General features: G+C 64.6%; 24 protein-coding genes. 8 read left to right on the plus strand and 16 right to left on the minus strand.

The genetic code is table 11. The features are described 5' to 3' along the window. Positions 1 to 26: 26 nt before the first annotated feature. Positions 27 to 1,505, minus strand: a complete 1,479-nt coding sequence (locus tag EDE08_RS34030) for a glycerol-3-phosphate dehydrogenase (RefSeq protein ID WP_131873965.1) — start codon at positions 1,503 to 1,505, stop codon at positions 27 to 29. A 34-nt stretch (positions 1,506 to 1,539) separates the two neighbouring features. After that, a complete protein-coding gene (locus EDE08_RS34035) occupies positions 1,540 to 4,218 on the minus strand; it encodes a sensor domain-containing protein (protein ID WP_131873963.1) in 2,679 nt (892 codons plus the stop codon). Positions 4,219 to 4,420: 202 nt separating this feature from the next. On the opposite strand from EDE08_RS34035, the gene EDE08_RS34040 reads away from it, so the two are divergent. Beyond that, positions 4,421 to 5,524, plus strand: coding sequence for an NAD(P)/FAD-dependent oxidoreductase (locus tag EDE08_RS34040; RefSeq protein WP_131873961.1), 1,104 nt, complete (start codon positions 4,421 to 4,423; stop codon positions 5,522 to 5,524). 162 nt (positions 5,525 to 5,686) lie between these two features. Here the strand turns inward: EDE08_RS34040 and EDE08_RS34045 are convergent, their stop codons facing one another. Beyond that, on the minus strand, positions 5,687 to 5,866 hold the full coding sequence (locus EDE08_RS34045; protein ID WP_061880823.1) for a YdcH family protein: 180 nt from the start codon (positions 5,864 to 5,866) through the stop codon (positions 5,687 to 5,689). A 329-nt stretch (positions 5,867 to 6,195) separates the two neighbouring features. Between EDE08_RS34045 and EDE08_RS34050 the strand changes: the two genes are divergently transcribed. The 3 genes from EDE08_RS34050 (at position 6,196) to EDE08_RS34060 (ending at position 7,019) form a co-directional block, all read left to right on the plus strand. Continuing rightward, positions 6,196 to 6,402, plus strand: coding sequence for a YdcH family protein (locus tag EDE08_RS34050; protein WP_008546179.1), 207 nt, complete (start codon positions 6,196 to 6,198; stop codon positions 6,400 to 6,402). Between the two features lie 123 nt (positions 6,403 to 6,525). Continuing rightward, positions 6,526 to 6,744: a hypothetical protein gene (locus EDE08_RS34055; protein ID WP_028181615.1), complete on the plus strand. Its 219-nt coding sequence runs from the start codon at positions 6,526 to 6,528 to the stop codon at positions 6,742 to 6,744. 23 nt (positions 6,745 to 6,767) lie between these two features. Beyond that, positions 6,768 to 7,019: a hypothetical protein gene (locus EDE08_RS34060; protein WP_028181614.1), complete on the plus strand. Its 252-nt coding sequence runs from the start codon at positions 6,768 to 6,770 to the stop codon at positions 7,017 to 7,019. A 2-nt stretch (positions 7,020 to 7,021) separates the two neighbouring features. Here EDE08_RS34060 and EDE08_RS34065 read toward each other — a convergent pair whose 3' ends face one another. Further along, positions 7,022 to 7,741 carry a GGDEF domain-containing protein gene (locus EDE08_RS34065; RefSeq protein ID WP_165936324.1) on the minus strand — a complete coding sequence of 240 codons (720 nt, stop codon included), beginning with the start codon at positions 7,739 to 7,741 and terminating at the stop codon, positions 7,022 to 7,024. A gap of 142 nt (positions 7,742 to 7,883) precedes the next feature. On the opposite strand from EDE08_RS34065, the gene purE reads away from it, so the two are divergent. Together purE and EDE08_RS34075 are read left to right on the plus strand one after the other, a co-directional pair. Then, on the plus strand, positions 7,884 to 8,372 hold the full coding sequence (gene purE, locus EDE08_RS34070) for a 5-(carboxyamino)imidazole ribonucleotide mutase (protein ID WP_131873957.1): 489 nt from the start codon (positions 7,884 to 7,886) through the stop codon (positions 8,370 to 8,372). Next, complete coding sequence (locus tag EDE08_RS34075) at positions 8,369 to 9,475, plus strand: 5-(carboxyamino)imidazole ribonucleotide synthase (RefSeq protein WP_131873955.1); 1,107 nt, start codon at positions 8,369 to 8,371, stop codon at positions 9,473 to 9,475. Before purE ends, EDE08_RS34075 begins: the two co-directional genes overlap by 4 nt. Before the next feature lie 37 nt (positions 9,476 to 9,512). Here EDE08_RS34075 and aqpZ read toward each other — a convergent pair whose 3' ends face one another. Then, positions 9,513 to 10,235, minus strand: a complete 723-nt coding sequence (gene aqpZ / locus EDE08_RS34080; protein WP_131873953.1) for an aquaporin Z — start codon at positions 10,233 to 10,235, stop codon at positions 9,513 to 9,515. Positions 10,236 to 10,495: 260 nt separating this feature from the next. Here aqpZ and rpsU point away from each other — a divergent pair, with 260 nt between their 5' ends. Next, complete coding sequence (gene rpsU, locus EDE08_RS34085) at positions 10,496 to 10,792, plus strand: 30S ribosomal protein S21 (RefSeq protein WP_008546194.1); 297 nt, start codon at positions 10,496 to 10,498, stop codon at positions 10,790 to 10,792. A 251-nt stretch (positions 10,793 to 11,043) separates the two neighbouring features. Then, a complete protein-coding gene (locus EDE08_RS34090; RefSeq protein ID WP_131873951.1) occupies positions 11,044 to 11,694 on the plus strand; it encodes a tetratricopeptide repeat protein in 651 nt (216 codons plus the stop codon). Between the two features lie 27 nt (positions 11,695 to 11,721). Here EDE08_RS34090 and EDE08_RS34095 read toward each other — a convergent pair whose 3' ends face one another. The 11 genes from EDE08_RS34095 to EDE08_RS34140 all read right to left on the minus strand — a co-directional run bounded on the left by EDE08_RS34095 (position 11,722) and on the right by EDE08_RS34140 (position 20,587). Further along, complete coding sequence (locus EDE08_RS34095; RefSeq protein ID WP_131873949.1) at positions 11,722 to 12,669, minus strand: hypothetical protein; 948 nt, start codon at positions 12,667 to 12,669, stop codon at positions 11,722 to 11,724. A gap of 93 nt (positions 12,670 to 12,762) precedes the next feature. Then, a complete protein-coding gene (locus EDE08_RS34100) occupies positions 12,763 to 13,047 on the minus strand; it encodes a cupin domain-containing protein (RefSeq protein ID WP_014492439.1) in 285 nt (94 codons plus the stop codon). A 20-nt stretch (positions 13,048 to 13,067) separates the two neighbouring features. Continuing rightward, the gene (locus tag EDE08_RS34105) at positions 13,068 to 14,165 is read right to left on the minus strand and encodes a calcium:cation antiporter (RefSeq protein ID WP_131873947.1); all 1,098 of its coding nucleotides are present in this window, start codon (positions 14,163 to 14,165) and stop codon (positions 13,068 to 13,070) included. Positions 14,166 to 14,214: 49 nt separating this feature from the next. Continuing rightward, the gene (locus EDE08_RS34110) at positions 14,215 to 15,549 is read right to left on the minus strand and encodes a sodium:proton antiporter (protein ID WP_165936328.1); all 1,335 of its coding nucleotides are present in this window, start codon (positions 15,547 to 15,549) and stop codon (positions 14,215 to 14,217) included. A gap of 97 nt (positions 15,550 to 15,646) precedes the next feature. Continuing rightward, positions 15,647 to 16,444, minus strand: a complete 798-nt coding sequence (locus EDE08_RS38740) for an alpha/beta hydrolase (protein ID WP_165936329.1) — start codon at positions 16,442 to 16,444, stop codon at positions 15,647 to 15,649. Between the two features lie 217 nt (positions 16,445 to 16,661). Next, positions 16,662 to 18,059: an NAD(P)(+) transhydrogenase (Re/Si-specific) subunit beta gene (locus tag EDE08_RS34115; protein ID WP_131873943.1), complete on the minus strand. Its 1,398-nt coding sequence runs from the start codon at positions 18,057 to 18,059 to the stop codon at positions 16,662 to 16,664. A 39-nt stretch (positions 18,060 to 18,098) separates the two neighbouring features. Further along, complete coding sequence (locus EDE08_RS34120; RefSeq protein WP_028180801.1) at positions 18,099 to 18,416, minus strand: proton-translocating transhydrogenase family protein; 318 nt, start codon at positions 18,414 to 18,416, stop codon at positions 18,099 to 18,101. A gap of 22 nt (positions 18,417 to 18,438) precedes the next feature. Beyond that, a complete protein-coding gene (locus EDE08_RS34125) occupies positions 18,439 to 19,569 on the minus strand; it encodes a Re/Si-specific NAD(P)(+) transhydrogenase subunit alpha (protein WP_131873941.1) in 1,131 nt (376 codons plus the stop codon). Positions 19,570 to 19,706: 137 nt separating this feature from the next. Then, a complete protein-coding gene (locus EDE08_RS34130) occupies positions 19,707 to 19,859 on the minus strand; it encodes an aa3-type cytochrome c oxidase subunit IV (RefSeq protein WP_008136857.1) in 153 nt (50 codons plus the stop codon). A 96-nt stretch (positions 19,860 to 19,955) separates the two neighbouring features. Then, a complete protein-coding gene (locus EDE08_RS34135) occupies positions 19,956 to 20,351 on the minus strand; it encodes a type II toxin-antitoxin system death-on-curing family toxin (RefSeq protein ID WP_131873940.1) in 396 nt (131 codons plus the stop codon). Between the two features lie 11 nt (positions 20,352 to 20,362). Next, entirely contained in the window at positions 20,363 to 20,587 is a 225-nt protein-coding gene (locus EDE08_RS34140) for an AbrB/MazE/SpoVT family DNA-binding domain-containing protein (protein ID WP_027545558.1), read from the minus strand. Positions 20,588 to 20,596 lie beyond the last annotated feature (9 nt).

Consider the following 20,596-nt stretch of genomic DNA (forward strand, 5'->3'; position numbering starts at 1 on the left):
CACGCTAGCGGCCGATCGTCCCTAGCTCAACCAGTTCGGGATGAATCGTTCACATCCGCCATGAACGCCGCCAGCGCGTCACGGTCCGCCGCGGGCATGGTCAGGCCGAGCTTGGAGCGACGCCACAGGACGTCCTCGGGGAAGCGCGCCCATTCGCGGCTCATCAGGTATCGCACCTCGGCGCCGGTCAGCTCGGGGCCGAAGGCAGGGCCGAGATCGTCGCGGGTCTTGGCGTCCCCGAGCACCGCCGGCAATCGCGAGCCATAGACCGCAACCAGGCGCCGGGCCTGCGGCTCCGAGAGGAACCACCAGCGCTCGCGTGCGCGGTCGACCTCGGTGTCGAAACGGTCCCAAGCGAAATCTCCACCCGGCAGCGCTGCGCCCGCGGTCCAGGGCGGCGAGATCGGATGGAACGGCGTCAGCTTCGTCACCGCACGCTCCGCGCGCAGGCGCGACGTGGTGACATCGCCGCCGAACATCGTGAGCAGCGGCGCCTTGCGCCGGCGCGCGTGGAACAGGGTCGTGCCGTCACCTCCTCGCACCGACGCCGGCCTCAAATTGACGCCAGAGACCGTCCGGACCACGTCGACCGGAACGATGCGCTCGCGGAAATAGCGGCTGGCCGCTTCGCAGAGATAGCTGACGTCGGATCCGGCCATCGCCACGATCGCGGGATCTCCGGTGAAATCACGCGTCACCGTGCCGATCAGGGTGAAGTCGCGCTCGAACGGGCTCGCGAAGATCAGCCGGCCGTCGCTGTTCTGGAAGACGTAGACGTTATCGGACTCGAACAGCCGCGGCACGATGATCTGGCTCATCTGCGTGGCGGCCATGGCGGGCTGCGGATGCCGCAGCACGGTCTCCGCAACCAATGGCGTCCAGGCCCCGCTCGTGTTGGCCAGCGCCCGGGTCGTGATGGTACGGCGATGGCCGCGATCGACCACGGCGAGCCGCCAGATGTCGGTTCGATCGGCACGGACGCAGCGTGCCCCGGTCCGGATCGCCGCGCCACGTTCGGCCGCATCCATCGCCGTGAGCACCACGAGGCGGGAATCGTCGACGACGCAGTCCGAATATTCGAACGCCGTGCCGAAAGGGCGCTTCAGCGCGTTGCCGACCGGGTGATGAGTGATGTCGAGGGTCGCCGACCCAGGCAGGCCGCTCCGGCTGGCGAGGCTGTCATAGAGGAACAGACCGGCACGCAGCAGCCATGGTGGACGCTCATCCGCATGCGCGGGAACAACGAAGCGCATCGGCCGGACCAGATGCGGCGCGATCCGGAGCCAGGTCCGGCGCTCGGCCAGAGCCCGGCGCACCCGCCAGAAGCCGCGGCGCTCCAGCACCGAGATATCGCCGTGGATCAACCGCGGTGTTGCCGACGATGCCGCGCCTGCGAGATCGCCCTGCTCGAAGAGGATAACCCGCAGGCCGCGACCTGCCGCATCGCGCGCGAGGCTGACGCCGTTCAGGCCACCGCCGATGATCGCGAGGTCGTAATCCGCCATGAAGCCGTCGAATGGGAGCGAAGCACTCCCATAACTAGCCGGTCTTCAGCGCAAGCTCCATGGCTTCGGCGCGACCGACGAGGCCGGCATATTTCCCGATCGGCAGCGGCTTGCCGAACAGATAGCCCTGCACGCCGTCGCAGCCCTCCTTGGCGAGGAAGGCGAGCTGGTCCACCGTCTCGACGCCTTCGGCGATGATCGACATATCGAGGCCGTGGCCGAGATCAATCACCGCCCGCACGATCGCCGCCGATTGCGGATTGCGGCCAAGATTGGTGATGAAGGCGCGGTCGATCTTGATCTTGTCGAACGGGAACGCCTGGAGGTAGCTGAGCGAGGAGTAACCGCTTCCGAAATCGTCCATGGAAATGCGCACGCCAAGCGCCTTCAGGCGGCGCAGCAACGCAAGGCCGCGATCGAAATCCTCGATCAGCACGCCCTCGGTGATCTCGAGCTCGAGCCGGCCCGGTGCAAGGCCCGTCTCGATCAGGATCGAATGGACCAGTCCGACCACGTCACCGTGCATGAACTGCGCCGGCGACAGATTGACCGCGACCTGGAGCGGCTTCGGCCAGGACGCCGCCTCGCGGCAGGCCTCGCGCAGGATCCACTCGCCCATCTCGACGATCAGGCCGCTCTCCTCGGCGATCGGAATGAATTCGGCGGGCGAAACCTGGCCGCGCACCGGATGCTGCCAGCGCGCCAGCGCCTCGAAGCCGATGATCTCGCTCTCGGCAACGCTGTGGCCCGCGGCCCCCTGCGGCTGGAAGGCGAGCGAGAGCTCGCCGTTCTTGACCGCCATCGAGAGGTCCTGATGCAGCACGCGGCGATCGCGGATCTGCTGGTCCATCTCCGGCTGGTAGAGGCTGATCGTGCCGCGCGATTTCTGCTTGGCGCGGAACAGCGCCGCGCCGGCATTGGCAAGCAGCGAGGCGCCATCGGTGCCATTGTGCGGGAAGACCGACATGCCCGTGGTGATGCCGGCGCGGACCGGCCGGCCGTCGATCTGGAATTCCCGGGCGACGGCTTCGCCGATCTGCCGCGCCAGTGCGAGGCCCGCCTCAGGCTGCTTGCCGTCGATGATCAGGCCGAACTCGTCGCCCGACAGGCGCGCCACCACGCCGCCGCGCGCGGAGTCCTGGAGCCGATGGGCCACCTCGATCAGGAGCTTGTCGCCGAGCGCATGGCCGAAGACGTCGTTGACCTCCTTGAGGCCGTCGAGGTCGACGCAGAGCACGGCGAACTCCTCGCCGGTGCCTTCGCAGGCCTCGATCATCTGGGTCAGCGCCTGGAGGAAGGCGGCGCGGTTCGGCAGATCGGTGAGGCCGTCGTGATAGGCCATGTGCGCCATGCGCGACTCGGTCTGGCGGCGGTCGGTGACGTCCTCGTGTGTCTTGATCAGATATTGCGGTTCGCCGGCATCATTGAGCACGGTGGCGCGGCGGGTGAGGAACAGCCGCAGGCCGTCCTTGGTGGAGATCGGATGCTCCTCGGTGATCATCCCGCGCTTCTTGATCGCGGCCTCATCGCGCGCGATGATCAGCTTGGCTTCCTTGGCGTTGAAGATGTCGGAGGCGGTCAGGCCGGTGGTTTCCTCGCGCCTGCGGTTGAGGATCGTCTCCGCGCTGCGGTTGGCGAGCAGATAGCGGCCGTCCTTGACCTGTTCCACGATCAGCGCGACCGGGATGTTGTCGACCACGAGCTCGAGGAACTTCTTGGTGCTCTCCAGCTCCTGCGACAGCGAGCGGCGGTCGGTGATGTCCTCGAACACGATGAGCAGAAATTCGGGCTTGTTGCTCTCGTTGCGGACCACGATCCGGACCGAGGCGACCATGCGCCGCACACCGGCACGGTCGACCTCGAACTCATTGCGATATTGGCCATCCGGCGAATTGAGCGCCGCCTCGTCGGCCGCCTCGATGCTGGACGCCGAGCTCGGCGCAAACAGCTCCCGCGCATTCCTGCCGACGGCGAAGTCCCGCGACAAACCCCAGAACCGTTCATAGGCGCTGTTCGCGAAGATGTAGCAGCCGTCCATGTTCTTGGCTGCCACGCAGGCCGGCACATGGTCCAGCACCGATTCCAGGAATTGCTTGGTCGAGGCAAGCTGCCGCGACAGCCTGCGCTGCTCGCTGACGTCGAGATGCGTCGCCACCGAGCCGCCGTTCGGCAGAACGAAATATTTCACCAGGATCGCCCGTCCGTCGGGCAGTTCCGTGATCAGACCATTGGCGCTTGCGGCCTTCTGGTAAAATTCGTCATCGGTGACGCCGAGCACTCCGCGCTCGCGGCGCAACCTCAAGATGTCGTAGCCGGTCATGTTGGGCCGGAGGTCGGATCGCGTCAGGCCATAGATCTCGAGATAGCGATCGTTGCAGAAGATGATGCGGCGCTGCGCATCCGTCATCACCACGCCCTGGTTGAGATTGTTCATGGCGGAGGAGATGAAGGCGTTCCGCCGCAACTGCAGACGCCTGGTCCGGCGCAGCGAGGAATGGATCCACAGCGCGATCGCGGCGAGGAACGAGCACACGACGATGACCGCAATCAGGGCTTCCCAGATCACGTTGGGATCGAGCTTGGTGAGATCGCCCGGAGCAGAGCTGTCCGATAGCGCAAAGGCACGCACAGGCGTGACCGCACCGGCCAGGCATACGACGGCCTGCACAGCAATCAGAAGCGCGCTGCCCACCTGCCAGTTCTTCTCAGCCATCAGCCACCCGCGATTTCAACGTCGGATTGTCTGGCCTCGCGGGTTTGGATCGGGTAAACGCCTGTAGGCGCAACAGAAAAATGCGACGCTAAAATCGGCAATTGCCCTGACATGATAAATGCTTGCTTAATGGAAAACGGGCCCTCGCCCTCGTTCTCGGCTCCAATGCCACCGGCACCTCCAGCGAACATTCTGCGCAACCATGGATAGGGTCGATTGCATTGTCATCGGAGCCGGCGTGGTCGGGCTCGCGGTGGCCCGGAAGCTCGCCCAGGCCGGGCGCGAGGTCATCGTGCTCGAGGCAGCGGAGGCCATTGGCACCGTCACCTCCTCGCGCAACAGTGAGGTGATCCATGCCGGCATCTACTATCGCGCCGGGAGCTGGATGGCGCGCATGTGCGTCAGCGGCAAGCACGCGCTCTACCGTTACTGCGCCGAGCGCGGCATCCCCCACAAGAATTGCGGCAAGCTGATCGTTGCGACCAGTGCGAAGGAAACCGAGAAGCTGCAATCGATCAAGGCGCATGCCGAGGCCAATGGCGTGCTCGACATGCAGCTGCTCACGGGGGAGGCCGCGCGGGCGCTGGAGCCGGCGCTCGCCTGCGATGCTGCGCTGCTGTCACCGTCAACGGGCATCATCGACAGCCACGCCTACATGCTCTCGCTGCGCGGCGAGGCCGAGGACGCCGGCGCGGCCTTCGCGTTTCACACCCCGCTGATCCGCGCCAAGGCGACTGCCGGCGTCATCGAGGTCGAGGCCGGCGGCGAGGCGCCGATGACGCTGCAATGCAGCCTCCTCGTAAACGCCGCGGGGCTGTCGGCGACGAATGTCGCGCGCAACATCGACGGCATGCCGCTGGACCGGATTCCACCGGCCTATCTCGCCAAGGGCAATTACTTCAGCTGCAACGCCAGGGCGCCGTTCTCGCGCCTGATCTATCCGGTGCCCGAGCCCGGCGGGCTAGGGGTCCATCTGACGCTGGACATGGCGGGGCAGGCACGTTTCGGGCCCGACGTCGAATGGATCGAGACGATCGACTACGAGGTCGATCCGTCACGCGCCGAGCGCTTCTATCCGGCGATCCGCAAATACTGGCCGACGCTGCCCGATGGCGCGCTGATGCCGAGCTATTCGGGCATCCGCCCGAAGATCGTGCCGCCGGCCGTGGCCACGCAGGACTTCTTGATGCAGGGCCCGCACGATCACGGCGTCGCAGGCCTGATCAACCTGTTCGGCATCGAATCCCCGGGACTGACGTCGTCGCTCGCGATCGCCGATCACGTCGCCGAGCTCGCAGACATCTAGCGCGTGTTCGCGCGAGGTGGATGACGGTTGGCGTCGAGAAAACGGTCCCGACAAAGCTGGCGCCAGACAGACGTCTTGCGCCATCTTGCAGCAGGGATGAGCACGAATGCTCTCATCCCTGCGTGAAAGGATGTGATCAACTCTACGATGTTACGGGGGTCGCTAGTGGAGCGTATCGCCGTGCTTCAGACGCTCGATCTGGTCCTTGACCATCAACTTCCGGCGCTTCAACTCAACAATTTGCAGGTCGTCTGTTGAAAGGTGCACGAGAGCTTCGTGCAATTCGTTTTCGAGAAGTTTGTGCTTCCGTTCCAATTCAACAAGATGTGCCTGAATTGTCATTCGAAACCTCCTCGGTAGGGTTGAACCTCAGGATTCGATCCGGACAAGCAAGTCTACATCAGCGATCCGTTCTGTCGATGGGTATCCGTCGTCGCAGTGTCATTTTTGAAAGTTCATATGTAACGAAGCGTGACTAGGGGAACCGCGCGGGAAAAATCCGTGATATCAATGCGCCTGCGCGACGCCGCACCCGCCTGCAGAAATATCTTGCGGGAGATCGGCGAGCGGGGATCGCAGATCGCTTGCGATCACGCCGCGCAAGGACGATAATTTCCACAAGGCATCCACAGCCTTAATCTCACGCTTATCGGTTTTCGGCCACCGCAGACATGACCAATGAAGACGAGCGTGAGCTCGAAGCCGAGCTCACCCGGTTGCAGCAGGAACACCGAGATCTGGACGCCGCGATCGATGCACTGCATCAATCGCCCGCCCCCGACCTATTGCGGTTACAGCGGTTGAAGAAGCGCAAGCTGTTGTTGCGTGACCGCATCGCGTTCATCGAAGACCAGATTACCCCAGACATCATCGCCTGATCCGTGACCGGCGGCACCGCGGCTGGCCCACATGAATCCGCTTGACTCAATAAGAACAAAATAGGAACATTTTGGAGCGCCCAAACCTCCGAAATGCAAAGCCACGACACGAGGACAACGCAGATGTCGGCAACGCCCCTTCTCGACAACAGCCATTATGAACAGGCCTGCGATCAGGCGATCGCGATGTGCGACGGCAATCTGCGCAGCACGATCAAAGCGCTGATCATGGCCAATGAATATCTGGAAACCGAGCTGGAGGAATTACAGGCGGCGATTTCCGCCGGCTGCATTCCGGAGACCTCGCGCAGCAAGATGCGGAGCAAGAGTAGCGCCGCCTGATTTTCAACAACCGGAGCAACGCCATGTCGGATGTGACCTACTACGTTGCAATGCCCTTCTTGATCGATGCAGACGGCTCGCCGGTCGCGGGCACTGCCGAGGAATGCCAGACCTCGACTGCGGCGCTGCGGCGCGCCGAGATATTGGCCCACGGTGCCGGCCACATCGGCGCGGTCGCATTCAGCCGCAGCGGCGATCCCGTGACCGGCGAATTCGGCGACGCCAGGCTGCTGCGCAAATTCGGCAACGTGCCGGAAGATCTGGGGACACTGTAAGCTCAGCTGCTGACCAGCCTGATCTGCGGCTCGTGCCGCCGACAGGCCTTGCGCACGTACATGGCGGCGTCCGCCTCCTCCAGGGCGCGGCCGGCGTCGGACTGCGCCCCCAGCAGCGCGACGCCGGCGGAAGCGCCCGCGGTCACGTGCTGGCCGCGAAAGACGAAGGACAATTCGTCGATCGCCTGCTCGAAGGCCACGGCCTTCGCCTTGGCGTCCGTCTCACTGAGATTCCAAAGCAGGAGGGCGAACTCGTCGCCCCCGAGCCGGCCGACCACGTCGGAGGCACGGACCTGTCGCGTCAGCGTGGCGACGATCGCCCTGAGCACCTCGTCGCCGGCGGCATGACCGAACGAATCGTTGATCGGCTTGAGCCGATCGACGTCGAGCACGATCAGTGCCCCGCTGGCGCGGTAGCGCTTCATATAGGCGATGGCGCGCGCAAGCTCGCGCTCGAAGCCGCGCCGGTTGGGAATCGCGAGCAGGAAATCGGTGTCGGCCACAGCTTCCAGTTCCGCGACCCGGAGTTGCGCCTCCTTGAGCTTGGTTCGCAGGCCCCGGATTGTCGCCCTGACGTTTTCCTTGGCCCCACCATCGCCCGAGGCGGCGCGCCGGGGCGGCTTCGCCGGACGCTTGGTCACCCGTTTGGGGGCGGATCGGCTGGCGCTGGTCTTCCGGCCCTTTTTGGCCTTCGCAGCGCTCGCCCTTCTTGGTTTCTTCATGGGCATCCTGCTCAATGAAGGCTTGCGGGGATTCACCAAGACAGGATAGTGGATTCCCTTCTCCTTGCCACCGCCTTGCGAGCCGCCGGCCGGAACCGTAAATCTGGCCTATCTTTCTGTTTTTCCGGGCACAATTAACGTCATGACCGCGCCGATCGCCATCATCATGGGAAGCCAGTCGGACTGGGACACGATGCGGCATGCTGCCGACACGCTTGACGCGCTCGGCATTGCCGCCGACAGCCGCGTCGTCTCGGCACATCGCACGCCCGACCGGCTGTTTGCTTTCGCCAAGGGCGCCAAGGCTGCGGGTTACCAGGTCATCATCGCGGGCGCCGGTGGGGCTGCACATCTGCCCGGCATGGCGGCGGCACTGACGGAACTCCCGGTATTCGGCGTTCCCGTCGAATCCAAGACGCTCAAGGGCGTCGATTCGCTCTATTCGATCGTCCAGATGCCGGCGGGTGTCCCGGTCGGCACCCTCGCCATCGGCAAGGCCGGTGCGATCAACGCCGCGCTGCTGGCGGCCGCCGTGCTGGCATTGTCCGACCCGGCCTTGTCCGATCGCCTTGCCGCCTGGCGCAAGGCGCAAACTGAGACGGTCGCCGAGCGCCCGGAGGACAAGGCGTGACCGACACCAGGCATGTGAAGCTGAAGCCCGGTGACACCATCGGAATCCTCGGCGGCGGACAATTGGGGCGGATGCTGGCCATGGCTGCGGCCCGGCTCGGCCTGCGCTGTCAGGTGTTCTCGCCCGATCCGGATTCGCCGGCCTTCGACGTCGTGCTGAACGCGACCTGCGCCGAATATGCCGATGTCGAAGCGCTCGAGCTGTTCGCGAACGACGTCGACGTCATCACCTATGAATTCGAGAACGTGCCCGCGGCAGCCGCGATGGTGCTGGATGCGCGCCGACCCGTGCTACCCAACCGCAAGATCCTCGAGACCACCCAGGACCGTCTTGCCGAGAAGGATTTCGTCACGCGGCTCGGCATCGGAACCGCAGCCTATGCCGACGTCACCTCCGTCCCTTCCCTGCGCGAGGCGATCGCCAGGATCGGCCTTCCGGCCGTGCTGAAAACCCGCCGCTTCGGTTATGACGGCAAGGGCCAGGTCATGATCCGCGACGGCGACGACATCGCGAAGGTGTGGACCAGCCTCGCCACCAAATCGGCGATCCTGGAGGCCTTCGTGCCGTTCGAGCGCGAGATTTCCGTGATCGCCGCGCGCTCGGCCGCAGGCGAGGTCGAATGTTTCGACGTCACCGAGAACGAGCACCGCGACCACATCCTGAAGATATCGCGCGCGCCCGCGCCGATTCCGGATGCGCTCGCCGAGGAAGCGCGCAGCATCGCCGGAAAGATCGCAGGCGCGCTCGACTATGTCGGCGTGCTCGCCGTCGAGATGTTCGTGCTCGCCAATGGCACCGGACCGAAGGTGCTGGTCAACGAGATCGCTCCGCGCGTGCACAATTCCGGGCACTGGACGCTCGATGGCGCCTCGGTCTCGCAGTTCGAGCAGCACATCCGCGCCATCGCCGGCTGGCCGCTCGGCAAGCCCGTGCGCCACGGCGAAGTCGTCACCATGACCAACCTGATCGGCGACGAGATCAACGACTACGAAAGGTGGCTGAGCGTGCCGGGCGCGACCGTGCACATCTATGGCAAGGGCGCAGCGCGCCCCGGCCGCAAGATGGGCCATGTCACCGAAGTCCGGCCGCCACAGGGCGAATGAGGGGACCGCAGCTGCTAGCCGCGATCCCGTTTTGCGATCACGCGGTCTTCACGCCCGCAACGACGCCGGCGGGCTCCTCGCTGAGCCAGCGATAGATCACCCCGCCCAGCGCGCCGCCGATCAGCGGTGCAACCCAGAACAGCCAGAGTTGCGACAGCGCCCAGCCGCCGACGAACAGTGCCGGGCCCGTGCTGCGCGCCGGGTTCACCGAGGTGTTGGTGACGGGAATGCTGACGAGATGGATCATCACCAGCGCGAGGCCGATCGCGAGCGGTGCGAAGCCCGCCGGCGCGCGGCCATGGGTGGCACCCATGATGATGAACAGGAACATCATGGTCATCACCACCTCGGTGAGGAAGCACACCATCATGCTGTACTGGCCAGGCGAATGCGCATCATAGCCGTTGGAGGCAAAGCCCTTGCTGACGTCGAATCCGGGCGCCCCGCTCGCGATGACATAGAGGAGCCACGCGGCAACGACCGCGCCCACCACCTGGGCGATCACGTAGGGCAGGATCTGTCCGGCCGGAAAGCGCCCGCCGGCGGCAAGGCCGACCGTGACAGCCGGGTTGAGATGGCAGCCCGAGATGTGGCCGATCGCGTAGGCCATGGTGACGACGCTCAGGCCGAAAGCCAGGGACACGCCGACCAGACCGATTCCGACCTGGGGGAAGCCGGCCGCGATCACTGCGCTGCCACAACCTGCGAATGTGAGCCAGAAGGTGCCGATGGCTTCGGCAGCATATTTTTTCATGTCCATTGTGGTCCCCTGATTTCGAGATTCCGGAACAAAGCTCCGGTCGCGGCCTCGCCATTGGCGTCGAATCGCCCAAATCGGGGCCGCATGGAGGTATTTTCGCCGCATTTAATGGCCGAACTTGGCCCGAAAACCCGCTTGGCCGGTGGACATCCAAGGTTTTGTCTGATACATCCGCGCCCTCAAGGCCAAGGGCGCCCGGCTTTTTGCCATCCCCTTTGACTTACCAGAATTCAAATCCGATCCACTGAAGAGGATGCCGCGTGCAGGTTCTCGTTCGCGATAACAACGTCGATCAAGCTCTCAAGGCGCTGAAGAAGAAGATGCAGCGCGAGGGCATTTTCCGCGAGATGAAGCTCCGCGGTCACTACGAGAAGCCCTCCGAAAAGAAGGCCCGCGAAAAGGCCGAAGCCGTGCGCCGCGCGCGCAAGCTGGCCCGCAAGAAGCTGCAGCGCGAAGGCCTGCTGCCGATGAAGCCGAAGCCGGTGTTCGGCGCAGGCCCGGGCGGTGATCGCGGCGGTCGTGGCGGCCCCGGTGCAGGTCCGCGCGGACCGCGCTGATTTGCCGAACCTTTAAGATATCGGTTTTCGATGACGCGGGCCCTTGGCCCGCGTTATTGTTTGTGAGCGGTGCCTTCGCGGGACGGGGCACAACCGATGCGGCGCTAAAGCGCGATAAGATTGGATGAATGGTCATCGCGCTTTAGGTAGTTGTTTGAGCACGATCTCCGCGCAAACGCGTTCCGCGTTTGTCGCGAGAGGAAACCGCGGCACACCTTGCCGGATCATGCTTTAGCGCGAGCGAACCGTAGATGGCTCCCCCATTCCCTCAGCGCAGCTTGGCGTGGCGACGCCGGATCTGGCAGCAGCCGCTCGCGTTGGGTTTGATGGGGATCGCGCTATGCGGCTGCTCCTTCGATCTGGGATCGTTGATGCCGGCGAAGGACAAGCCCCAGGAGACGCCCAAGGCAGAGGCGCCTGCCGAGAGTACGGTGAGCGCCGGCAACGTCACTGAAGCTCAGGCCCACACTGCAAAGGCCCAGTCCCTGGCGAAGTCAGGGGAGACCGCGGCAGCGCTCGACGAGTTCAATCGCGCCGTCGGGCTCGATCCCTACAATGCGCAGGCACTCTATGGCCGCGCCCTGATCTACCAGGGCAATAACCAGCACAACTTCGCGATCGCCGATTTCGGCGCCGCGAGCGGGCTCAACCCGCAGAAGGTCGAGCCTCTGCTCGGCCGCGCCACCAGCTATCTCGCGATCGGCAAGCTCAAGGAGGCCGCGGCCGATCTCGATGAAGCCTCCGAGGCGGATCCGCACAATGCCCAGGTCTGGACCACGCGCGGGCAGGCCTATGAGCGGCTCGGCGACAGGGCCAAGGCGGCAGCGTCCTACACCAGGGCCGTCGCGCTTCGTCCACGCGATGACGCCGCCCGCAGCGGCCTCGCCCGCGTCGGCGGCTGACGGTTCGGCCGCAGCGCGGACGCAGTCCTAATCGGGGGTGGTGCTTTTCGGCAGAACGGAGTTGAACATCGACTTCATGCCCGAGAGCATCTCGTCGGCGACATTGGCCTTCTTCGGCCGCGGCATGGAGGCACCAGCATCGGCACGCAGGTCGAGCGGGGGCGCGATTGCCGGCACGGGAATGTCAGCCGGAGGTGTCAACCGATTCGGATCGTCGCTGCCGACCGAGGCCGTGTAGGGCGGATTGGGGCCGCCATTGCCATAGGCCTCGGGCGAGGGCGTCGATACCGTGATCGGCGGCGGCAGCGGTCGGACCGTGGACGGCTCCATAATAACGACCCGCGGGGCCTCCGGCGCGCGGGCGGCTTCCCGCACCGCAGGCTCCGCGGACCTCTCCGCTGGCTTGGCCTCGGACGACCTGACCTCGACAGGCTTGGTTTCGGAAGATCTGGCCTCGGCAGCAGACCTGCCCTCAGGCGACTTCCGCAGTCGCTCGATCGCGGCACGTACGAGATCGTTGGCATCGGGGGCTGCGGCCGGAGCGGCCGCAGCTGGCGCTGAATTGGCCTCGACCACCGGCGCAGGCGCGGTCACGGCCGGCGTAGACTTGGCGACCGCCTTTTCGCGGGCGGACGGCTTGGCGCGCGGGCTCTCAGCCGGCGCCACATCCGGAGCCTTCTCGGCGGCCTTCGACCCCTTGGGCTCGGCGACCGGCTGATGATCGGCCGCCTTGTCGGCTGCCGGCTTGTCGGTCACGTTCTTCTCGGCGATGCCCTTGGCCTTGACGCCGGGCGCAGGGAGGTTGGCAACATCAGCCTTGCCGTTCTGGCCGGCGTCGGCGGGGGCAACAACGGCCGCGGGGGCATCAACCGCCGGCTTGGCGTTGATGTAATGATTAACGATGTACGCCCCGATGATCGTCGCGAGCACCGAGGGGAAAATATCCATCGAGATTTTAGCGAGGTATTTCAGCATTCTCGGCCACTCCCCGCGCGATCTGATGCGGGAACTTTAGGGCATTGTGAGGGATCAACTGCGACGGATCAATGGCAAAGGGTAACGCCGGATCTATGGCTTCAGCTCGATCTCAAGGAACACGATCTCAGTTGAGGTTTCGTTAAGTACGTCGTGTTGGACGCCGGCCTTGCGGAAGTAGGATTTTCCGGCGGCGAGCTGCGCCTTGGACCGTTCGCCACCGGGCGCCACGATGGTCATCTCGCCGGCAACGACCGGAACAATCACGTAGTCCATCCCATGGGTGTGATGCCCGGTAGCGCTACCCGGGGCGAGCCGCCATTCGGTCACCCGGACCTGCTCGTTGTCGACCTGAACCTCGGACTTGGCGGCAAGCATCGAAACTCTCCTTTAGCGCTTCACGGCACGAAAACCATAAACACGTAGACGGCAAATACCACCATATGGACCAGTCCGAACAGGACATTGGTCCTGCCCGTGCCGAAGGTCAGCATGCTCAGGAAGAAGGTCAGCAGCAAAAGGACGCTGCCCTGGGCGTTCAGGCCGAGTTCGAGTTCCTTGTCGAGCGCATAGGTGGCGACACCGACGGCAGGGATCGTCAGACCGATGGTCGCCAGCGACGAGCCGAGCGCGAGATTGATGCTCTTCTGGAGGTCGTTCCTGCGGGCCGCTGCGATCGCCGCCACGCCCTCGGGCATCAGGATCAGCAGCGCGACCAGAAGCCCGGCGAAGGCAGATGGCGCGCCGATCCTGGCGCCGACGGCATCGACCACCAGCGAGAATTTCTTGGCCAGTAGCACGACCGCCAGAAGCGAGACCAGGAGCAGCGCCAAGGTGAGCGCAAGCGCCCCGGCGGACAGATGCGCCTCCCCGGCCTCGCCCTCGGCCCGTTCATGAACGAAGTAATCCTTGTGCAGGACGGTCTGGGTGTAGAGAAACACCCCGTACAGTGCGAGCGTGACCACGTCGACGAAACCGAGCTGAACCGCCGAATAGACCGGCCCCGGCGCGGTCGTGGTGTAGTTCGGCAGAATCAGCGTGATGGTCGCGAGCGCGAACAGCACGCTGAGATAGACGTTGGCCCCCGAGAGCTGGAAGCCCTGCTCGCGATAGCGCAGGCCGCCGATGAAGATGCAAAGGCCGACGAGACCGTTGCAGACGATCATGACCACGGCGAATACGGTGTCGCGCGCCAGTGCCGGGGCAGGCTTGTCGCCCAGCATGATCGTGGTGATCAGCGCCACCTCGATGATGGTCACCGAAAGCGTCAGCACCAGCGTGCCATAGGGTTCGCCGACCCGTTCCGCGATCACTTCGGCATGATGAACCGCGGCGAACACGGTGCCGAACAGGATGACCAGGAGCACGACGGCGAAGACGAGCCCGCCGAGCGACAGCGTGAACACATAGTCCGTCGCGCTGACGGCTGCGAACAGCAGCACGGCCAGCCCCGGGAAGATCCAGGCCGACCGGGGCATCGGACTATGCGCGCTCATCCACCTCTTCCATTTGCTTGAATGAGCAGTAGCAAATCAGGCGCGAGATTCAATGCCAGTGCAGGATCGGCGCCACCGGCAGCAGCGTCAGCAGCAGGAACAGCGGGATCAGTACGGCGCCAGCGCGCAAGAAATAGCCGAAGAAGCTCGGCATTTTGATGCCGCTCTCGCTGGCAATGCTGCTCACCATGAAGTTCGGCGCGTTGCCGATATAGGTGAGCGCTCCCATGTAGACGGCCCCCATCGAGATCGAGGCAAGCGTGCCCGAGAGCTCGTGCATCAGCACTTGCGGGTCGCCGCCGGCGAGCTCGAAGAACAACAGATAGGTCGGAGCATTGTCGAGGAACGCGGACATCAGGCCGGTGAACCAGAAATAGGCGACCTCGCGCGGTGCGCCGTCCGGCCCCGTCACGGCGGAAAGCAGCCATGCGAACGCACCGTCATGGCCGGCATTGAGCATGGCAATGACCGGGATGATGGCGACGAAGATGCCGGCGAACAGCTTCGCGACCTCGCGGATGGGCTCCCAGGTGAAGCCGTTGGCCTGCCTGTGCTCGTCGGGCGTCAGCCACACCGACAGCGCCGCAATGGCCAGCAGCGCCAGATTGCGGGCGACCTCCTCCAGGTGCAGCTCGGTGCCGAGAATGTCGAAGGCCACGTCGGGCTTCCACATCGCCGAGGTCAGCAGGCTCGCAACGATGGCCGCGATCAGCACAAGATTGACGAGGCCGCGGATGCGAACCGGCTGTGCAGGGCCGGCGTCGCCGGGTGGCGGCTCTCGGCGGAAATGCCAGACGTCGACGGCGATGAAGATCGCGAGCAGCAGTCCTGCCACGATCGCGGTCTGCAACCAGATGGTTTGCGTGGTCCAGAAGAAGTCGACGCCGTGCAGGAATCCGACGAAGAGCGGCGGATCGCCCAGCGGGCTCAGCGCGCCGCCGACATTGGCCACCAGGATGATGAAGAAGACGACGACATGGGTGTTGTGACGGCGCAGCCGGTTGGCGCGGATCAAGGGGCGGATCAGGATCATCGCGGCACCCGTGGTGCCGACGAGGCTCGCCCCCAACGTGCCAAGCGCGAGGATGCCGGCATTGGTCGCCGGTGTCGCCTTGATGTCCCCGGTGATGAGGACGCCGCCGGCCACGACATAGAGCGAGAACAACAGCACGATGAAGCCGAGATATTCGGCGAGCACGGCGTGAACGAGCGCCGCCAGCGTCGCCATGCCGCCGGCAAAGATGACGAGCGAGGCGAGCGCCAGCAGCGACCAGGCCGCGGCGATCTTGCCGTAATGGTGGTGCCAGAATTTTGCGAACAACAGCGGGCCCAGTGCGATCGACAGCAACAGGCCGGCAAAGGGCAGCGCATAGGGCCAGCGCATCGCCGCGCCGTCGAGCCCGGTCGCAGCCCACGCCTGATGCGGCAACAATGTCAGGATGGCGGCGAGGGCCTGGCTCCAGAGCCGCGTGACGAGCCGTTTAGTATCCAATGAATTGCCTTGCCTTTTCGACCGCACCGAAGGCGTCGAGATTGTCGTGTCCGCCACCCGCAAAGCGAACGAATTGCTTCGGTTCGCGCGCGAGCGCGAACAGACGCTCTCCGAACATGATCGAAATGACAAGGTCATTGGTGCCATGCATCACCAACAGCGGCACCGTGACGCGCGCGATCCGTTCGTCGGAACGAAACTGGTCGCGCATCAGGAGGCGCACCGGCACGAACCGGAATGCCAGTGCAGCGATGTCGACCGTCGAGGTATAGGGCGCCTCCAGGATCAGCCTGCCGATCGGGAGCTCGGATGCGAGCGCAACTGCCACGCCCGTCCCGAGCGAAAAGCCCCAGACGACAATGCGTTCCGCTCCATAGCGCGCAGTGGTGAAAGCATAGGCGGCTGCGGCGTCGCGCAGCAGGCCCCGTTCGCTCGGTGTCCCGCTCGAGCCGGCATAGCCACGATACGACAGGGCAACGAGGCCGGTGCCGTCGGCGATCATCGCCTTGAAACGGCTGACGCGGCCGGCGAGAAAATCGCCATTGCCGGGGAAGTACAGAATCACGGAATGACCTGGCTTGGCCGGCACGTGCCAGACGACGATTCTCTCGCCGTCTGACGTGGTCAGCACGTGCTCTTCCGCCTCGGGAAGGCCGGCAGCATCAGGGGCGGTGCGGCCGACGGGCGGGATCGGAAACAGCATCTCGCGCTGCCGGACATACAGCACGAGGAGGCCTGCGCAATAGACGGTCACCAGCGCAATGGCGATCCACTTGACGATGGTCATCATTGCGCGACCCGCCTCTCGATTGAGACTTACGGCTTGCGACGGCTCCGCAGCAATTTCATGACATCGGTCCGAAGGCTCGCCGGAACATCGCGGCATCCGCACGCCTGCTTGTGAGCAGCGTGCCAGACGACGCGCTGCTCGCGCGTCGCTTTGGGGGGCATGGGATGGGACCGGTGCCATTCCTCGTTGATGGTCACGGTCGGCGCGTCTCGCGCTACATCGCCTTGACGATGTTCTCCGTGACCTTCTTGGCGTCGCCGAGCAGCATCATGGTGTTGTCGCGGTAGAACAGCGGATTGTCGATGCCCGCGTAACCCGAGGCGAGCGAGCGCTTGATGAACATCACGGTGCCGGCCTTCCAGACCTGGAGCACCGGCATGCCGTAGATCGGCGAGGACTTGTCCTCTTCGGCCGCGGGGTTGGTGACGTCGTTGGCGCCGATCACGAAGGCGATATCGGCCTGCGCGAATTCGGAGTTGATGTCCTCGAGCTCGAACACCTCGTCATAGGGCACGTTGGCTTCCGCGAGCAGGACGTTCATGTGGCCTGGCATGCGGCCGGCCACCGGATGAATGGCGTATTTCACCTCGACGCCTTCCTTCTTCAGCATGTCGGCCATTTCGCGCAGCGCGTGCTGCGCCTGCGCCACCGCCATGCCGTAACCGGGCACGATGATGACCTTGGAGGCGTTCTTCATGATGAAGGCTGCATCGTCCGCCGAGCCGAGCTTGGCCGGCTTCTGCTCGCCGCTGCCCCCGCCGGCCGCGGCGGTCTCGCCGCCGAAGCCGCCGAGGATGACCGAGATGAAGGACCGGTTCATCGCGTGGCACATGATGTAGGACAGGATCGCGCCGGAGGAGCCGACCAGCGCGCCGGTGATGATCAGCGCGGAATTGCCGAGCGTGAATCCGATGCCGGCCGCTGCCCAGCCGGAATAGGAGTTCAGCATCGAGATCACGACCGGCATGTCGGCGCCGCCGATCGGGATGATCATGAGCACGCCGAGCGCCAGCGCGAGGATGACGATCATCCAGAAGTCGAACGCGCTGCCTGACAGCACGAGGCCGACGATGAAAAACACCAGCGCCAGGGCCAGCGCGATGTTGATGATGTGGCGGAACGGCAGGATGATCGGCGCGCCGCTCATGCGCGCCGACAGCTTCAGGAACGCGATCACCGAGCCGGTGAAGGTCAGCGCGCCGATGGCGACGCCGAGCGACATCTCGACCAGGCTCTGCGGATGGATGTTGCCGGGGGTCCCGATGCCGAAGGCCTCCGGCGCGTAGAACGCGCCGGCCGCGACCAGCACTGCGGCCATGCCGACCAGCGAGTGGAAGGCGGCGACCAGTTCCGGCATCGAGGTCATCGGCACGCGGCGGGCGATCACCGCGCCGACGCCGCCGCCGATCGCGACCGCGAGGATGACGAGGATCCACGCCACGCCGTCGGCCGGCGGATGGCTTGCGAGCGTGGTGGCGACCGCGATCGCCATGCCGATCATGCCGAACAGATTGCCCTGGCGCGAGGTTGCCGGGCTCGACAGCCCGCGCAGCGACAGGATGAACAGCACCCCCGCCACGAGATACAAGAATGCAGAGAGATTGGCGCTCATCTCAGGTCCCCATTGATCCCTTCAGCCCGAGGTGGCCGCTCACTTCGACTTCTTCTTGTACATCGCCAGCATGCGCTGGGTGACGAGGAAGCCGCCGAAAATGTTCACGCAGGCGAAGACGAGCGCGACGAAGCCGAAGCCGCGCGCCCAGCCCGAGCCGCTCGAAATCATGCCGACACCCACCGCGAGCAGCGCGCCGACCACGATCACCGAGGAGATCGCGTTGGTGACGCTCATCAGCGGCGTATGCAGCGCCGGCGTCACCGACCAGACGACGAAATAACCGACGAAGACGGCGAGGACGAAGATCGACAGCTGGAAAATGAAGGGGTCGACGAGCTGTGCTGCATGCTCCATGGCGGCTCTCCTTAAACCCGATTTAAGATGATTTGGGCTGGAAGTTCGGGTGGATCACGGCGCCGTCTTTCGTCAGCGCGGTGGCCTTGACCAGCTCGTCGTCCCAGTTGACGGCGAGCTTCTTCTCTTTCTTGTCGACCATGGTCTCGATGAAGGAGAACAGATTGCGGGCATAGAGGCTGGAAGCCGAAGCCGCGACGCGGCCGGCGACGTTGGTGTAGCCGACGATCTTGATGCCATCGAGGTCGACCACCTCGCCCGGCTTCGCACCCTCGACATTGCCGCCGCGCTCGACGGCGAGATCGACCAGCACCGAACCCGGCTTCATCGACCTGACCATGTCGGCGCTGACGAGCTTGGGCGCCGGCCGGCCCGGAATCAGCGCGGTCGTGATCACGATGTCCTGCTTCTTGATGTGCTCGGCGGTGAGCGCGGCCTGCTTGGCCTGGTATTCTTTCGACATTTCCTTGGCGTAGCCGCCGGCGGTCTGTGCGTTCTTGAATTCCTCGTCCTCGACCGCGAGGAATTTCGCGCCGAGCGATTCGACCTGCTCCTTGGTGGCGGGACGCACGTCCGTGGCTGTGACGACGGCGCCGAGACGGCGCGCGGTCGCGATCGCCTGGAGGCCGGCGACGCCGACGCCCATCACGAACACCTTGGCCGCGGGCACGGTGCCGGCCGCGGTCATCATCATCGGAAAGGCGCGGCCGAACGCCTCGGCGCCCTCGATCACGGCGCGGTAGCCCGCGAGATTCGCCTGCGAGGACAGCACGTCCATCACCTGCGCGCGGGTGATGCGTGGCATCAGCTCCATGGCGAATGCAGAGATGCCGGCATCGGCCATCGTCTTGAGCGCCGCGTCGTTGCCGTAGGGATCCATGATCGCGACGACGAGCGCGCCGCGCTTGTACTGCGCGAGCTCGGACGCCTCGGGGCGCTTCACCTTGATGATGATGTCCGCGTCCTTGAGCGCGTCGGCACTGACGGTGGCGCCAGCCGCGGTGAATTCGGAATCCGGCAGGCCCGACTTGATGCCGGCACCCGGCTCGACGGCGATCTCGGCCCCGAGCGCTTTGAATTTCTTCACCGTGTCAGGCGAAGCGGCGACGCGCGGCTCCGACGGATCGATTTCCTTGGCAACGGCAATCTTCATGAGGCCTCCGGCGACGCGGGAAAAAGCGCGCACGCGAACTTAGCGTTACTCCCGCAACGTTGGATACCGGTTTTGGGACCGGCTTGAATGCAAATTTTATGGGCACCGACGACGCTGGCGGTGCGGCAGTCGATGGGTCAGGTGAGGAAGATCGCCATCAGGATCACGATGAGCGCGACCGAGGCCGTGCCGTACTTCACCAGTTTGATGAAGCCCTCATAGGTCTGCTCGTGGGCAACATAGTCGTTGCCGTCGGCGGTGGTGTACGCCACTTCACTATGGTCAGCCATGAATGTCCCCAGTCGAACGTCGAATTCTCGGGCTGGGATACCTTAAAGATTTGAACAGGGCAACGGCACCGAGGCGGAGTTTTCCCGCAAATCGGGTCATTTGGAATCCAGATTGTCGCGGATCCAGCGCGCGAGGCTCTCCTCGCTGACTTCACCGGCAGCGAGAGCGAGGATGATGGTCGTCGCTTCCGCCGGATCGGGACTGAACGCCACGCCATTCTTGCGAAGGAAGACCATCATCGCCATGAAGGCGATGCGCTTGTTTCCGTCGACGAATGCATGGTTCTTCGCGAGCCCGAATGCATAGGCTGCGGCAAGCTCGTCCAACGGCGCCTGCTCGTAGCGCCATTTATTGGTCGGGCGATCGAGCGCCGACCGCAACATGCCTTCGTCACGCAGTCCAGGCGCGCCTCCGAAGCGTCGGAGTTGCCGGCTGTGAATGGCGACGGCCTGCTCGTAAGTGATCCAGAGCGGCTCCTGAGGATCGCTCATTGCATGGCCGACTATTTTGCAAGCGCTGCGAGGGTGTCGCGATACTTGTCCATCACCTCGTCGGCGATTTCCATCGTCCGCTCGAAGTCGGGATCGTAAGGCAGCGCCTGGAAGCCACCGCCGGGCAATTCCACGATGTGCAATTGCTGCCCGCGCTTGAGATCGAGCCGCTGCATCAATTCGCGTGGCAGCAGCAGTCCGTCTGAATTGCCAATCTTCTTGATCTCAATTTTCATGGCCTACGC

Origin of the sequence: Bradyrhizobium sp. R2.2-H (genome assembly GCF_004346455.1) — a bacterium.
Classification (GTDB): Bacteria; Pseudomonadota; Alphaproteobacteria; order Rhizobiales; family Xanthobacteraceae; genus Bradyrhizobium; species Bradyrhizobium diversitatis.

Bases quoted from the DNA above. Each gene is read 5' to 3' on its own strand.
- EDE08_RS34065 (WP_165936324.1), bottom strand. From the start codon at position 7,741: ATGAAGAAACCAAGAAGGGCGAGCGCTGCGAAGGCCAAAAAGGGCCGG.
- EDE08_RS34045 (WP_061880823.1), bottom strand. From the start codon at position 5,866: ATGACAATTCAGGCACATCTTGTTGAATTGGAACGGAAGCACAAACTT.
- EDE08_RS34105 (WP_131873947.1), bottom strand. From the start codon at position 14,165: ATGAGCGCGCATAGTCCGATGCCCCGGTCGGCCTGGATCTTCCCGGGG.
- EDE08_RS34115 (WP_131873943.1), bottom strand. From the start codon at position 18,059: ATGAGCGCCAATCTCTCTGCATTCTTGTATCTCGTGGCGGGGGTGCTG.
- EDE08_RS34120 (WP_028180801.1), bottom strand. From the start codon at position 18,416: ATGGAGCATGCAGCACAGCTCGTCGACCCCTTCATTTTCCAGCTGTCG.
- EDE08_RS34135 (WP_131873940.1), bottom strand. From the start codon at position 20,351: ATGAGCGATCCTCAGGAGCCGCTCTGGATCACTTACGAGCAGGCCGTC.
- EDE08_RS34090 (WP_131873951.1), top strand. From the start codon at position 11,044: ATGGCTCCCCCATTCCCTCAGCGCAGCTTGGCGTGGCGACGCCGGATC.
- EDE08_RS34110 (WP_165936328.1), bottom strand. From the start codon at position 15,549: ATGCGCTGGCCCTATGCGCTGCCCTTTGCCGGCCTGTTGCTGTCGATC.
- EDE08_RS34040 (WP_131873961.1), top strand. From the start codon at position 4,421: ATGGATAGGGTCGATTGCATTGTCATCGGAGCCGGCGTGGTCGGGCTC.
- EDE08_RS34055 (WP_028181615.1), top strand. From the start codon at position 6,526: ATGTCGGCAACGCCCCTTCTCGACAACAGCCATTATGAACAGGCCTGC.
- EDE08_RS34125 (WP_131873941.1), bottom strand. From the start codon at position 19,569: ATGAAGATTGCCGTTGCCAAGGAAATCGATCCGTCGGAGCCGCGCGTC.
- aqpZ (WP_131873953.1), bottom strand. From the start codon at position 10,235: ATGGACATGAAAAAATATGCTGCCGAAGCCATCGGCACCTTCTGGCTC.
- purE (WP_131873957.1), top strand. From the start codon at position 7,884: ATGACCGCGCCGATCGCCATCATCATGGGAAGCCAGTCGGACTGGGAC.
- EDE08_RS34100 (WP_014492439.1), bottom strand. From the start codon at position 13,047: ATGCTTGCCGCCAAGTCCGAGGTTCAGGTCGACAACGAGCAGGTCCGG.
- EDE08_RS34130 (WP_008136857.1), bottom strand. From the start codon at position 19,859: ATGGCTGACCATAGTGAAGTGGCGTACACCACCGCCGACGGCAACGAC.
- EDE08_RS34140 (WP_027545558.1), bottom strand. From the start codon at position 20,587: ATGAAAATTGAGATCAAGAAGATTGGCAATTCAGACGGACTGCTGCTG.
- EDE08_RS34050 (WP_008546179.1), top strand. From the start codon at position 6,196: ATGACCAATGAAGACGAGCGTGAGCTCGAAGCCGAGCTCACCCGGTTG.
- EDE08_RS38740 (WP_165936329.1), bottom strand. From the start codon at position 16,444: ATGACCATCGTCAAGTGGATCGCCATTGCGCTGGTGACCGTCTATTGC.
- EDE08_RS34030 (WP_131873965.1), bottom strand. From the start codon at position 1,505: ATGGCGGATTACGACCTCGCGATCATCGGCGGTGGCCTGAACGGCGTC.
- EDE08_RS34035 (WP_131873963.1), bottom strand. From the start codon at position 4,218: ATGGCTGAGAAGAACTGGCAGGTGGGCAGCGCGCTTCTGATTGCTGTG.
- EDE08_RS34060 (WP_028181614.1), top strand. From the start codon at position 6,768: ATGTCGGATGTGACCTACTACGTTGCAATGCCCTTCTTGATCGATGCA.
- EDE08_RS34095 (WP_131873949.1), bottom strand. From the start codon at position 12,669: ATGCTGAAATACCTCGCTAAAATCTCGATGGATATTTTCCCCTCGGTG.